Consider the following 13,881-nt stretch of genomic DNA (forward strand, 5'->3'; position numbering starts at 1 on the left):
GTCCGATCGGTTGCGGTCGGCTCGATCGCGCGATTCCGCCGGGAGAGGTCTGCATGCCGAAATTCGTGAAACTTGCCACGTTGGGGGACCTTCCCGTCGGCGGCGCGAAGGAAGTCGAGTTCGATGGCCGGGTGTACGCCTTGTTCAACGTCGAAGGCGCGATCTCGGCGATCGACGGCATCTGCCCGCACCAGGGGGGGCCGTTGGCCGACGGTCAACTTGAAGGATGCTTCGTCGCTTGCCCCTGGCACGGCTGGGAATTCAACGTCCAGACCGGCGCGACCCCGCTCGGCCCCCGCATCAAGGTGGACGTGTTCGAGGTCAAAATCGAGGGCGACGACGTCCTCGTCCTGGTCCCCTGACGCCCGTCGATTCGCGGTCGGCGTCCTGTTGGGACTGGTGAATTGCCGACCTCGATGCGTATGGTGGACTATCCTGGGGCCCGTCGGCAGACTCGACTCTTCTGAGGGCCGCCGAATTCTTCTCGAACCTCGCGACTCCGGCCGGTGATCCACTTTCGCCCGTTTCGCAACTCTGATCCCCCCGCGCTCGTGAAACTCTGGAACCAAGCGGTCCCCGAGCACTCGTGCGTCCGGCCGTTGCTCGTCCACGAACTGGACGACCACGCGTTCGGGTCGGTGTTCTTCGACCGCGACGGCCTGATCGTCGCCGAGCGCGACGGCCGGCCCGTCGGCTTCGTCCACGCCGGCTTCGGCCCCGACCAGCCCGTGGGCGAGCATCCGTTCGCGCTGACGCCCGAGATGGGGGTCGTCGCCATGGTGGCCGCCGAGCCGGGCCCGGACGCGCAGGCGACCGCCGAGAGCCTGATCGTCGAAGCCGAACGCTACCTCCGAAGCCGGGGCGCCCAGGTGCTTTACGGCGGGGGGCAGTTCCCGCTCAACCCGTTCTACTGGGGTCTGTACGGCGGCAGCGAGGCTTCGGGCGTGCCATCGAGCCACACCCAGTTCTCAAGCGCCCTGAGCGCGCTGGGCTACGAGCCGATCAGCACGACGGTCCACCTGCATTACGACCTCGACCAGGAGGAGAGCCGCGACCCCCGCGCCCCGCTCCTTCGCCGCCAGGCGGCCGTCGAGTTCGTCGAGGACCCGGTCCCATCGAACTGGTGGGAGAACATCGCCTTGAGTGACTTCCACCTGACCCATGTCCGGCTCGAATCGCGGACCGAGGGGGTCGAGATCGCCCGCGCCCACACCTGGGACATGACCTGGTTCGGCCGGGGCGACGGCCACACGCGGATCGGCGTCTACGGAGTCGAGGTGGCTCCCGCCCATCGCGGCAAGGGCTACGGCCGATTCCTCGTCGCAGAGATCCTCCGCCACGCCCGCGAGGACAGCTTCGAACGTGCCGAGGTCCAGACCCTCGCCGACAACCAGCCCGCCCTGACCCTCTACCAATCCCTCGGCTTCGAGCCCGTCGAGCAATCCACCGTTTTCCGCCTCCCCGCCCCCTTCCCCGACCGATCCCGGCCCCACGAACCCCACCGACTCGACTGATACCGAATCGCGTGGCTCCGTCAGCTTTCGCGGGCCATCTTCTGGGGGCGGCCGCTACAAACCATCATGACGCCGTTGAGACGTCCGGCCTCAGGATAATGGGGATCGCGGTCGGCTGGGTCCGAATACAAGCTCGAAGCGCCAGCGAGTGAGTTTCCGATCGGCCGTTGGAATCGATTCACTCGCTGGCGCTTCGAGCTTGTAGCGTCGGGACTTCCGACCGCCAATGGTTGGCGATCCGGGCGATTCGGGCGATTCGGTGTGATGTGATCCTGGGAATAAATCAAGGTGTCGGGAACCGCAAGTTTCGAGCGCGCACCACGCTCTCAAATGCAGTCCCCGACACCTACCCCCACCTTGGGTCTCGCGCGAATGCCGCTGGACGGCATCGGCTCGGATTCGCCTATGGTTCTGGGCCACCACGACCGCGGCCACCCACGCACGAATCCGTGCAACAGGACATCACTCTACACGAACACCGGAGTCGTTCAAGTCGCTTCCGCCGAAGTTGATTCTTACCTTCGTTCCGGCGGCTCGACGTTTACGAAAGCCAACATGGCCGCCGGAATGCAAATTTGGAGATCGATGATCAACGACGGCGACTCGTCGTAAACTTATCATGGAGGGGTCTCGGAGCCGCCTCGGATCGCTCCCGGTCGTGGTTCGGTCATGCGGTTGCTGGAGACGAACGGTGGCGACGTTTCCGCGCAAACGAACCCAATTGCGCGAAGCCGAACAGCCGTCGGATCGCGTCGGCCGGGGGCCGAGCAGGACGCCTCGCCAACGCGCTTCGAGGAAGCCGAGCCGACTCCGAATCAACCCAATTTCCGCGCGAGCGAAGCCAATGTCTCCACCCGCTCCAAACGACTGTTTCCAAAGAGGTTATGACGGACAACCAGGCCCATTTCGGGCGTCGAACGAACCCAATTCGAGCGATGGGTGGCTGTGGAGGAGCGAAGCGACGCCACAGTGAAGAAGACGGCGGCCCCTGCCTCTGTGGCATTCTGCCACAGGCACCCAATCGCGCGATCGAAGCCAAACCGCACGCCGACGCTAAATAGCCTTTCACACAGATGTTACAGCAACAAATTGGCAGCGTTCGGGCGTCGAACGAACCCAATTCCAGCCGGCGGAGCAGAAGCGGCTTGGAGTCTTCCGAGCGGGTTTGGCGGGGATCGAACCGGGCCGACTTTTGAGACGAACGGACCCAATTTCCCAGGTCGCGTTTTCAGGTGGAACGGGGCCGACGAAGTGGCCTCGGGGCGCGGTTCGGCTTCGTGCGATTTTGCGGGTTCGACCGAAATCGACGGGAAGGACGGGCCGATTTTGAGTACACTGAACAGGTGGGATGGAACCAGGGAAGCCGGGGAGATCGGTGCATGTCGAAGCGTCCTCTGAATCGTCGGAATCTGCGGGCGGAAGCGGATGCGGTTGCGGCGCGGGGGATACCGCTGGGGCCGTCGCGGCCGTCGCGGGCCAAGTCCGACGCCCCGGCGCTCCGTCCCAAACCGGCCGCCTCGCCCCGGATGAAGATCGTCTGGGCGGTCTGCGACCTGGGAGGCCGGACGGTCGCGACCTTCGAGTACGCCGAGAAAGCCGCGGCCGAGGCCAAGATCGCCGACCTCAAGGCGCGCAACAAGGGGAACCATTTCCTGCGGTCGGTCAAGGAACCGATCCCCCACTCGGGCACCTCTTCGCCCGACTGAAGCAGGTCGACCACCACCCGAGCCGAGGCGCGAACCTCGGCGGAACGTCAAGGCTCTGAACGTCGCGACGCCCCTCCCCGCCAGTCCCGCTCAACCGGCGCGACCGGCGCCGGGTTGTTGATCCGCGAACGTAACGGGTTGTCGCCATGACGGTTGCTTTTTAGAATTGGACGGTTCCAGACGTGGCCGCCGCGCCGTGGGCGTCGCGTAACTGGAGACTGGTCGCTCACCGGCGAGGAAGACGAGGATTACCGTGTCCGCCATCGAAAATTGCAAGGTTCAGACTGCTGCAAGGCCCACCACCGGGGCCGACGTCCTGGTTGAATCGCTGGCGAGGCACGGGGTCGACGTCGTATTCGCCTATCCGGGCGGGGCGAGCATGCCCATGCACCAGGCGCTCACCCGCTACCGCGACCGCATCCGGACGATCCTGCCGCGCCATGAGCAAGGCGGCATCTTCGCGGCCGAGGGCTTCGCTCGGGCCAGCGGCCGGCCCGGCGTCGTGATGGCGACGTCCGGCCCGGGGGCGTTGAATCTGGTGACCGGCCTGGCCGACGCCAAGATGGACTCGATCCCGCTGATCGCCATCACCGGCCAGGTCCCGACGCACGTGATCGGCACCGACGCGTTCCAGGAGACGCCGACGGTCGAGGTCTGTCGGGCGATCTGCAAGCACGCCTACCTGGTGCAGAACGCCCGCGACATCGCCCGGATCATGAAGGAGGCGTTCTACCTCGCGACCACCGGCAGGCCGGGGCCGGTCCTGATCGACATGCCCAAGGACATCCAGAACACGATCGTCGCGAACCCCGACTACGACGTGGAGATGGACCTGCCCGGCTACGTCCTGCCCCCGGAGCCGACTCCCGCGAAGATCCGCGAAGTGCTGGCGGCGATCAAGGAGAGTCAGAGGCCGATCATCTATTGCGGCGGCGGCGTCCTGGCGTCGAACGCCGGCGACGAGCTTCGGGAGTTCGCCTCCAAGGCGGGCATTCCCGTGGCCATGACCGTCCACGGCCTGGGCTCGATGCCGAGCGACCATTACCTGTCGCTCGACATGCTCGGCATGCACGGCACCGTCTACGCCAACCTGGCCGTCAGCCAGGCCGACCTGCTGCTGGCCTTCGGCGTCCGGTTCGACGACCGCGTGACCGGCAAGCTCAGCGAGTTCGCCAAACACGGCAAGATCGTCCATGTCGACATCGACGCCTCGGAGATCAACAAGAACAAGCTCGCCCACATCCCGGTGCACTCCGACGTCAAGTCGTTCCTCAAGGCGATCAACCCGCAGGTCGTCAGCGGCGACTACGGGGCGTGGCGGCATCAGATCGACGAGTGGCGCGCCAGCGACCCGATGACCTATGACCAGCGCGACGACGTGATTCTGCCTCAATACGTCCTCGACGAGTTCTCCAAGCTGACCAAGGGCGAGTTCATCATGTCGACGGGGGTCGGCCAGCACCAGATGTGGGCCGCCCAGTGGACGAAGTTCAATCGTCTGCGGTCGTGGATCACCTCGGGGGGGCTGGGCTCGATGGGCTACGGCCTGCCCGCGGCCATGGGCGCCCAGGCGGCGTTCCCCGACGCGCTCGTCGTCGACATCGACGGCGACGGCAGCTTCTTGATGAACATCCAGGAGCTGGCCACGGTCTTCTGCGAGGACCTGCCCGTCAAGGTGATCGTCCTCAACAACCAGCACCTGGGGATGGTCGTCCAGTGGGAGGACCGATTCCACCAGGGCAACCGGGCCCACACCTACCTGGGACCGATCCACCATCCCGAGGCCATCGGCCAGGGGGCCGGCGAGCAGCCCGACGAACTTTATCCCGACTTCATCCAGATCGCCAAGGGGTTCGGGGTCAAGGCTCGCCAGATCCGCCGCAAGGAAGAGGTCGGCGAAGCGCTCCTGGAGATGATCAACCACAAGGGCCCGTACGTCCTTGACGTCCTGGTCCCGTACCAGGAGCACGTCCTGCCGATGATCCCCTCGGGCGGCACTGTGCGCGATGTCATCAAGACCTGAATCGACGACGACTCCCAGACCCCTCTCGACGGCGCGGGCCTTTCGCCCGCCGCCTTCGAGGATTCGGTCTTGGTCTCGACAGCGGGCCCTTGAACCTCCCTCGCCGTTCTCCGACCCGAGAAAGTTTGGGCCGTCTCGATGGGACATGACTTTCCGAAGCTCACCGCCGAGGAAGCGGCCGAGTTGATCCCGAACGGGGCGATGGTGGGGGTCAGCGGGTTCACGCCGGCGGGGTCGCCCAAGGCCGTCCCCTCGGCCCTGGCGAAGCGGGCCCGGGCGCTCCACGATGCGGGCGAGGAGTTCCAGATCCGGCTGCTCAGCGGCGCATCGACGGGCGAAGCCTGCGACGACGCCCTGGCCGAGGCCCACGCGGTGAGCTGGCGAGCCCCCTACCTGACTTCGGCCCCGATGCGCAAGCTGGCGAACACCGGCCGGCTCGACTTCATCGACATGCACCTGTCGCACGTGGCCCAGATGGTCGCCGGCGGTATTCTCGGGCCCATGGACGTCGCAATCGTCGAGGCCACCGAGATCACCCGCGAGGGCCGGGTCTACCTGACGACCGCGATCGGCAACTCGCCCACCTTCCTCCAGAAGGCCGACCGGGTCATCATCGAGCTCAACTCGTACCACGCGCCGAGGATTCGCGAGCTGGCCGACGTCGTGGTCCTGCCGGCCCCCCCGAACCGAGCGCCGATCCTGATCAACGACCCACTCGACCGGATCGGCAAGCAATACGCCGAAGTCGCCCCACGCAAGGTCGTCGGCGTCGTCCACACCCACGAGCCGGACGGAGGCCGCGGCTTCGCCCCCCCCGACCTCGTCAGCCGGCGGATCGCGAAGCACGTCTCGCGGTTCCTGATCGACGAGATCGCGTCGGGCCGGATTCCTCCCGAGTTTCTGCCGCTGCAAAGCGGCGTCGGCAACGTCTGCAACGCGGTGCTCGCCGGCCTGGCGGACAGCCCCGGGTTCCCGAAGTTCAAGGTCTACACCGAGGTGCTCCAGGACGCCATGCTCGACCTGATCGCCGACGGCTCGATCCTCGGCGCCAGCACCTGCTCGCTGACCCTCACCAACGAGAAGCTCCGCTTCCTCTACGATCACTTCGACGACTTCGCCGACCGGATCGTCCTCCGCCCCCAGGAGATCTCCAACAGCCCCGAAGTCGCGCGGCGGCTGGGGATCGTCGCCATCAACACGGCGATCGAGGTCGACGTCTACGGCCACGTCAACTCGACGCATTTCTACGGCACGCAGATCATGAACGGACTGGGGGGGAGCGGCGACTTCGAGCGCAACGCCTATCTATCGATCTTCATGTGCCCATCCGTCGCCAAGGGGGGGCGGGTCTCGACGATCGTGCCGATGTGCTCGCACGTCGACCACAGCGAACACTCGGTGCAGGTCGTGGCGACCGAACACGGCCTGGCCGACCTTCGGGGCCTCGCGCCGCACGCCCGCGCCCGGCGGATCATCGACCGGTGCGCCCACCCGGCCTACCGCGACTACCTCCGCCGCTATCTCGAATCGGCCCCGTTGGGCCACCTGCGGCACGACCTGAGACGTTGCTTCGAGCTGCACAACAACTTCCTCGAAGGGGGCGTCATGCTCCCCGACCTCGACCTGAAACAGTTCGAGGAGCCTGAGGCGGCGGGCGCCTAGACTCCTCGAAACATCGCCGAAAGCTCATACGTTGTGGGTCAACCGGGCCGAGGCTCAGTTGACCCACATCGGCTCGTCGACCAGCAACCCGTACTTCTTCATCTTCTTATATAACGTCGTGCGGTTGATGTCGAGGACGCGGGCCGTCTCCTGACGGTTCCAGTTGAGGGCCTGGAGGGCGTGGATGATGATCCGCTTCTCGGGTTCTTCCAGGGCTTCTTTCAGCGGGCGGATGCCCATCTCCAGGTGCGGGCGCGGAGCGGCGTTTGCTGTCGGGCCTCGGTTGCCGCGGTGGGGGTTGATGATGGGCGTCAGGTGCGCGGCGGTGATCCGGGGGGCGTTGCAGAGGGCGACGGCCCGCTGGATCACGCCTTGCAGCTCGCGGACGTTGCCCGGCCAGTCGTGCCGCACGAGAACGTCGAGGGCGTCGCGGCTGAAGCCGATGACGTGGCGGCCGAACTGCTGGGTGAACCGGGCCCGGAAGTGCTCGGCGAGCAGCTCGACGTCGGCCCCTCGATGCCTTAGCGGGGGGACCATCAGGCAGATCGGGCTGATCCGGTGGTAGAGGTCCTGGCGGAACTTGCCTTGTTCCACAAGGCTCGCGAGCGTCTCGCTGGTTGAGAGCACGAGCCGCGCGAGGGCCCGGTTGAAGCCGCCGGAATGGCCGGCGGCGGCTTCCATGTCGTGGAGCTGAAGCTCGCGGAGGAGCTGGAGCTGAAGCTCCGGGGCAAGGCTCCCCACCTCCTCGATGTAGAGCGTGCCGCCCGCCGCCTGCGCCAGCTTGGTCGTCCATTCGAGGCTCAGGTTGCGCGGCGCCATCGCGGACGTACCGTGCTCGCCGAGCGACGCAGGATCGGCCAATTCGGCGGCGTGCAGGGTCACGAACGGGCGGTCGTTCTGGCCGGAGCCCAGATGCAGGTAGTGAGCCAGCTCGGACTTGCCGGTCCCAGGCTCTCCCACGAGTAGGACCGTCGAGTTCCCCGTCGACAACGCGCCGGCCAGCACCACGATCTGCTTCAGGCTGGGATCGGTTCCGACCAGGCCGTCACGAGCCGAGCCGGCGCCGTGCGAAGACGCCCCGGCCTGCGGCGACGGCGGGGGGGACGACGATGACGCGGAGGAAGGCGGGCCGACGACCGTCAAGGGCGGCGCCGACGAGGCCGTGGTCGTCGCCTGGGTCATGGGTCGAGGGCCGGCGGCCGGATCGTGGGCCGAATGAGCGACGCCGTTGGTCGACTGCAAGGTCGGCTTGCTCTCGCACTGTTCAAGCGCCTGGAGGACCGCCGCGCGAAGCTCGGCCGCCGGCACCGGGTACTTCAAAACCGCCATCGCCCCCTGCCGCAACGCCTCCTTGGCGCGATCGGGATGGAGTCGGGGGAACATCAGCACGACCGGCGCCTCGGAGTGCTTGCGTCGCACGTAGGTTAACAGTTCCAGGCAGTCGCCGTCGCCGGGGTCGACGCTGGCTAGCACGAGGTTCACCGGGCTGCGCTCCATCTGTCGGACCGCCACCCGGTCGTTAGCGGCTTCTTCGATGTCGTGACCCAGCGACTTCAACATCGAAGTCAGCAGGGCGAGCCCCGCGGCGTCGGGGCAGACGATGAGGATTCGGAACTTACTCATATGATTCATTCTCTGGTCAATCGCGCTCGTGTCGGCACACACGAGGCTGTCTGCGTCCCTGAGGATGGATCGAATCGACGGCGGGCGCTCCCGCCACGTCTTCACCTCACCCTTAACCAGACGAAGCGCAACCGACGCAGTTGCCTTGCCAGGTTGCTTCCCTGTGGAAACCCTTCCTCGGCGTGGTTCGTCTTCACCGTCGCAGCGACCTGAAGACTCGCACGTCCCTCTGAATGAACGTCTATGTCATGGATGCATCATCGTCAAAAAAAATGCCTCATCGACGTCCTTCCAATGCACCATCTCGGCTCGTCCCGCGAGCGCCGATCTTACTTACTGTAGGCGACGCCCCTCGCCCTGACGGCGAGTCGCCTCACCCTACTGTCGAGAACCGCGTTGCGAGGACGCCGCTCGCGGATCGGATCGATCCGCGCCGTCCGCGCGGGGATTCGGGATGCGATTCCCACGGCGATCGCTGGCGGATCGCCGGGAGGACCAGACGCCGCGCCGATCCGTCGACGCCGTCGATTCAGGAAGTTTCGCCGCGGCGCGCTACGCTCGTGGATGGGCTTCATGATAGATATCCAAAATTCGCTCCCGCGTGACATGGGTGTAGATCTGGGTCGTGGTGAGGTTGCGGTGCCCGAGCAGCTCCTGAACGCTCCGGAGATCGGCGCCGCGGTCGAGCAGGTGCGTGGCGAAGCTGTGGCGGAGCGTGTGCGGGCTGGCGTCGCCGTGAAGCCCCGCCCGGGCGAGATGCTCCTCCAGCAGCCGTCCCACGCTGCGGCTGGTGAGTCGGTCTCCATAGCGGTTGAGGAACAAGGCGCGCACCGAGACGTCGCGCGCGACCCGCGACGTCAGGTACCGCCGGATCCAGTAGACGGCCATCGCGCCGATCGGGCTGAGTCGCTCGCGACGCCCCTTGCCCCGAACCCGCATCAGCTCTTGCTCGACGTCGAGGTCGCCGACGTCGAGGCCGACGAGTTCGCCGACCCGCAGACCGCCGCCGTACAACGTCTCGAACATCGCCCGGTCGCGCACTCCCAGGGACGTATCCAGCGGGATGGCGTCGAGCAACTGGACCACGTCCTCGATCCGGAGCAGCTTGGGCAGCCGCTTGGGCTGCTTGGGATTGCGGAGCCCGGCCGCCGGATCGGCCTGAACGTCGCCGCTCCGCCTCAGGAATCGAAAATACGACCGAAGGCTCGCCAACCGCCGCGCCACGGTCGAAGCCGCGTACCCCTGGCCGGTCAGCCAGGCGGAATAACGCCGCAACCGCTGCGCGTCAAGCGCCGCCGGATCCATGGCGTCGCCGAACGTGTCCTTCAGGAATCGCTCGAAGACCGCCAGATCGTCTTCGTACGAGCGCAACGTGTGCGCGGACGACTGCCGCTCGACTCGCAAATGATTCAAAAACGACTGAACCGAGGCACGCAAACATCACCTCCTTGAGCGAGGACTGACCGGCTCGCCGCGAGCCCTTCACAAAGCCGTTTCTTAATCCATTCGGTTGGCTCGACCGGAGAGGCAAGTGGATTATTTAATGCATCGACGATCCATGTTTTGCAACCATTTGTGCATAGTCGCGTTTTACAACATTCTTAATTGGGAAGCTAGTCTTGCTCATCAGAGCGTCTTATTTTTCGCACCTACGCGCCGTCCTCCAAGCACCCTGGAAATCGTCGGCACTCCTGGCCACCGGCGATGCGGGCCACGGTAAGTATCGACAAAAATGTCGAGTCGGGCTTCCCTTGGGAGGGAGGCTGCGATACTATGGCAGTGCGCCGTGGAGCAGCGGCTAGCTCGCCAGGCTCATAACCTGGAGGTCGTAGGTTCGATTCCTACCGGCGCAATTTTATCCACACCCGTTCAGTCCGCCCGCCTCTTCTTTCATCTCCCTTGCGACCCTGGGTCGCCACGACGCGAACTTCGCGTCTCTCCATTTTGCACCCCCCTGCGGTGTTCTCTGATCTCCCTAGCGGCCCTCGGTCGCCGCGGCGCGAACTTTGCGTCTCCCTAGTTTCTTCGCTGAACATGGGTTTCGGGGTGGTGGACGGGAAACGCTCGCTGGGAGTGGGACCGACTCCGGATTGTAGCCGGGGCCTGTGCCCCCGGTACGCTGGGCGTGGGACCGGCCTCAGGGTGGCCGGCTACAGAATCGCTTGTGGCTGGAGCTTCCATCCCATCACCTCGAAACCCTTTTGAGCCTTCTTTTTTTCCGAGCCCCGCGCCGTGCTCCGATTCGCCGGAAACCCTGGGGATTTCGGGGTGCCGGCGGCGAGGCCGACGGGAAGTTTCGACAAAATTATCGAGTCGGGCTTCCTTTCGGCGGAGACTGCGATACTATGGCAGTGCGCCGTGGAGCAGCGGCTAGCTCGCCAGGCTCATAACCTGGAGGTCGTAGGTTCGATTCCTACCGGCGCAATTTTCTCCACACTCGTTCAGTCCTCCCGCCTCTTCCCTGACTTCCTCTGCGACTGCGACCTTCGGTCGCCTCGACGCGAAACTCGCGTCACCAACATGTTGAAGCCCTTGAGTCTTCTCGTTCATCGGCTTCCATCCCTCCTGCTGGTCATGGTGTTTCTCGAAGGCCGGGCCGCCCGTATCTTGAGGCTGGTTGCGACCCCCTGAAAGCCGTGCTAAAGTCAGTAAGGACGGCGTCGGATCCTATTCCGGCACGCGTCTCCTGGATCCTGGGACATGATGCGCATGGCTGATTCGTCTTCGCTCGTCGCCGAGACCGTGACCCATCGTCTCGTCTTGCCTCGCGACGCCAACCACCACGGCACTCTCTATGCCGGCGCGCTCCTGTCGCTCGCCCTCGAGGCCGGCTACGCCACGGCCTATCAGGCCGCCGGCCTCAATGCCAACCTGGTCCTCAAACGCGTCCTCGACCTTCGATGCTATGAGCCGGTCCCCATCGGCCGCGTCATCCGGATCCTCGGCCGCCAGATCCATCGCGGCAGCGCCCAGATCGTGGTCGGACTCTGGGGAGCCCCCCTCGACGGCAACACCTCGCCGTGGATGGACGGCGTCATGCAATTCGTCCATGTCGATCCTCTCGGCCGCCCGGAACCGTTGACGGAAGAACCCGAAACCGAAGTCGACCCGCTCGATCCCCCCTGGACCCAATTGCGCGAGCGGACACGCAAGCTCCTGCACATCCGCCAGTAATCCGGGCCTCGCATACGGCGATACGGATTGCATCGCGAGCCAGCATGCACACTGTCTTGCTTCGTCCATATCTACGCACCCATTTCTCGAACCGGGACGCGCCTCGGCTGGAATTTCGAGATTTCCTCCGACTCGCCCCCGTGACGCCTCGGCGAAGCGTCCCCTTGCGATCGGCCCTCTTGCGGAAACGGGGTCCGCGGCGGTTTAATACCCGTATACGACAACTGTCTCAGGCATCTTCCCCGTGGGACGCCGGCATGCCTTTCGGACTGTTCCTCAAGCGTGAGTTGACCGTCTCGACCCGGCGCGGGACGGTGTTTTCCGATCGTCGCGCCGCCGCGAGCATGGCGGCGGAGGTGATCGGGGGGTGTTTCGCGGTCTGGTATTGGTGGGACTGGGACCGCGAATCGGTCGCTGGGGCCGCTTCGTTCGGGTTCACGATGTTCGGCGCGCTCGTCCTCGCCGAGTTGACGCTGGTGCTGGCGGTCATCCCCATGACGGCCGCTCCATCGATCGCCCTGGAGCGCGACAAGAAGAGCCTGGATTCGTTGCTGGCGACGCGGGTGTCGGCCGCGGACGTCGTCCTGGGCGCGTTGGGCGCGACCCTGCTGCGGTACGGGAACCGCCTCCTCGCCCTGGCGCCGATCGTGGTCTTGATCATGTTCCTCGGTGGAATCGACCCGCGTCTGGCGGCGCTCGCGTTCGCGGGCCTCGTCTCGACGGCCATCGTCACGGCGTCGCTCTCGGTGGCGATTTCGGCCGGCGCCCGCACGTCCCGGCATGCCGTCTCGTACACGGTCTCGCTGGCGATGGCCTGGATGTACCTCCCGCTCCTGGGAGTGATGGCGGTTCCCCGGCTGTGGCCGGCGGTCGCGCCGTGGATCGTTCCGGTCGCCGTCCGGATGCTCGACGGCAGCCCCGTGGGGGTGGTGATGAGTCTCGCGGGGGTAACTCCGCGCGGGCCGCTGGTCCCCTCGGTCCTGAAGATGATCGCGATCCATGCGATCGCGTCCGTGGCGCTCGTGGCCTGGGCGATCGTCCGGCTGCGTCCGGCCTCGCGGACGATTCACGACTTGGAAGGGCGGGAAGCGTTCTTCCGATCGCTGCGAGCCCGGTGGCGGCCCTGGCCGGCGTGCGGCGACGACCCGGTGCTCTGGCATGAGATGCACTCGGCCCGGGCGTCCGGCGACCCCTCGGACCTGCTCGCCCGGCTGGTGAACGTGGGCTTGATCGGAGCCCTCGCTTACGTCATGTGGCTGTTCGCCGCGCCGGCGTTCACCGAATTGTTCCAGCGGGGCTACGGCCCGGGACCGGCGGACGCGGCCTTCCCCGAACTGAACCCCTTGGCCCGGATGCTCGTCGCCAAGGCGTCGAGGTTCCCCATGATCGTCACGCCCGGCCAGGCGCGGCTGGATTTCAACATCGTCTTGAGACAGTCGACGGGGCTCCTCGGCTTTGTCTACTTGCTGATGCTTGCCGGCACGGCGGCCGAGAGCGTGACGAACGAACGCGATCGCGACACCTGGCTGGGACTGATCACCACGCCGCTGACCGGCTGGGAGATCCTCCGGGCCAAGATGCTCGGATCGATCTGGAAGACCCGCGTGATGGGGTACGTGATTCTCTCGATCTGGACGCTCGGCCTCCTGACCGGCGCGGTGCATCCGTTGGGCTTCGCCGCCGTGGTCGTCGCGTCAGGGGCGGCGGGGGGATTTGTGACGGCCCTCGGCGTGTCGATGTCGTTGTGGTCGAAAGACCGCGCCCAGGCCTCGGGCCGGGTGATCGGGCCGCTGGTGCTGTCGTTCTGCCTGGGCGCGGTCCCGTTCCTTCTTCCTGGGCCCGTGAGCGGCGTGGCGGCGGCCGGTTCGCCGCCGTTCCAGCTCTGGTCGGCGCTGTTCTCGTACGACGACGTCCGCGACTTGCTGCACGCGCGCGGCGTGTCGCAGTTCGCCGTGGCCGGCGTCCGGAGCGCGACGGCCACCTGGCTGATGCTGGCGGCCTGGCTGATCGGCGTGACGGCCCAGGCCGTCGCCGCCGTCCTGCTGACGCGCGCCGCGGTCCGTGGATTCGACGCCGCCGTCGACCGTCCGGTTCGCAGCCGCGACGTCGTCCGCCAGGTCGAAACGGGGCCCTGTTCCCGACCCGCGATCGCCACGTAGACTGAACGGGACGGACCTGG

At 66.1% G+C, this 13,881-nt stretch carries 9 protein-coding genes and 2 tRNA genes; 9 read left to right on the forward strand and 2 right to left on the reverse strand.

What is annotated here, in order from left to right; genetic code table 11:
- Positions 1–53: 53 nt before the first annotated feature.
- The 5 genes from BSF38_RS12120 to BSF38_RS12145 all read left to right on the forward strand — a co-directional run bounded on the left by BSF38_RS12120 (position 54) and on the right by BSF38_RS12145 (position 6,905).
- A complete protein-coding gene (locus tag BSF38_RS12120; protein ID WP_076345929.1) occupies positions 54–362 on the forward strand; it encodes a Rieske (2Fe-2S) protein in 309 nt (102 codons plus the stop codon).
- A 144-nt stretch (positions 363–506) separates the two neighbouring features.
- Positions 507–1,514 carry a GNAT family N-acetyltransferase gene (locus BSF38_RS12125; protein WP_076345931.1) on the forward strand — a complete coding sequence of 336 codons (1,008 nt, stop codon included), beginning with the start codon at positions 507–509 and terminating at the stop codon, positions 1,512–1,514.
- A gap of 1,379 nt (positions 1,515–2,893) precedes the next feature.
- Positions 2,894–3,220, forward strand: a complete 327-nt coding sequence (locus BSF38_RS12135; protein WP_076345935.1) for a hypothetical protein — start codon at positions 2,894–2,896, stop codon at positions 3,218–3,220.
- Between the two features lie 253 nt (positions 3,221–3,473).
- Positions 3,474–5,243 carry a biosynthetic-type acetolactate synthase large subunit gene (ilvB, locus tag BSF38_RS12140; RefSeq protein WP_076345937.1) on the forward strand — a complete coding sequence of 590 codons (1,770 nt, stop codon included), beginning with the start codon at positions 3,474–3,476 and terminating at the stop codon, positions 5,241–5,243.
- Positions 5,244–5,381: 138 nt separating this feature from the next.
- Positions 5,382–6,905 carry a succinate CoA transferase gene (locus tag BSF38_RS12145; RefSeq protein ID WP_076345939.1) on the forward strand — a complete coding sequence of 508 codons (1,524 nt, stop codon included), beginning with the start codon at positions 5,382–5,384 and terminating at the stop codon, positions 6,903–6,905.
- 54 nt (positions 6,906–6,959) lie between these two features.
- Here BSF38_RS12145 and BSF38_RS12150 read toward each other — a convergent pair whose 3' ends face one another.
- Positions 6,960–8,528: a sigma-54-dependent transcriptional regulator gene (locus BSF38_RS12150; RefSeq protein WP_076345941.1), complete on the reverse strand. Its 1,569-nt coding sequence runs from the start codon at positions 8,526–8,528 to the stop codon at positions 6,960–6,962.
- 552 nt (positions 8,529–9,080) lie between these two features.
- On the reverse strand, positions 9,081–9,965 hold the full coding sequence (locus BSF38_RS12155; RefSeq protein WP_076345943.1) for a tyrosine recombinase XerC: 885 nt from the start codon (positions 9,963–9,965) through the stop codon (positions 9,081–9,083).
- A 343-nt stretch (positions 9,966–10,308) separates the two neighbouring features.
- On the opposite strand from BSF38_RS12155, the gene BSF38_RS12160 reads away from it, so the two are divergent.
- The 4 genes from BSF38_RS12160 (at position 10,309) to BSF38_RS12175 (ending at position 13,861) form a co-directional block, all read left to right on the forward strand.
- Positions 10,309–10,381: transfer RNA gene (locus BSF38_RS12160), tRNA-Met, on the forward strand.
- Between the two features lie 499 nt (positions 10,382–10,880).
- Positions 10,881–10,953: transfer RNA gene (locus BSF38_RS12165), tRNA-Met, on the forward strand.
- Positions 10,954–11,237: 284 nt separating this feature from the next.
- Entirely contained in the window at positions 11,238–11,702 is a 465-nt protein-coding gene (locus tag BSF38_RS12170; RefSeq protein WP_076350808.1) for an acyl-CoA thioesterase, read from the forward strand.
- Positions 11,703–11,959: 257 nt separating this feature from the next.
- The gene (locus BSF38_RS12175) at positions 11,960–13,861 is read left to right on the forward strand and encodes an ABC transporter permease family protein (RefSeq protein ID WP_076345945.1); all 1,902 of its coding nucleotides are present in this window, start codon (positions 11,960–11,962) and stop codon (positions 13,859–13,861) included.
- Positions 13,862–13,881: the final 20 nt, after the last annotated feature.

Origin of the sequence: Paludisphaera borealis (genome assembly GCF_001956985.1) — a bacterium.
In the GTDB taxonomy this organism is placed as follows: Bacteria; Planctomycetota; Planctomycetia; order Isosphaerales; family Isosphaeraceae; genus Paludisphaera; species Paludisphaera borealis.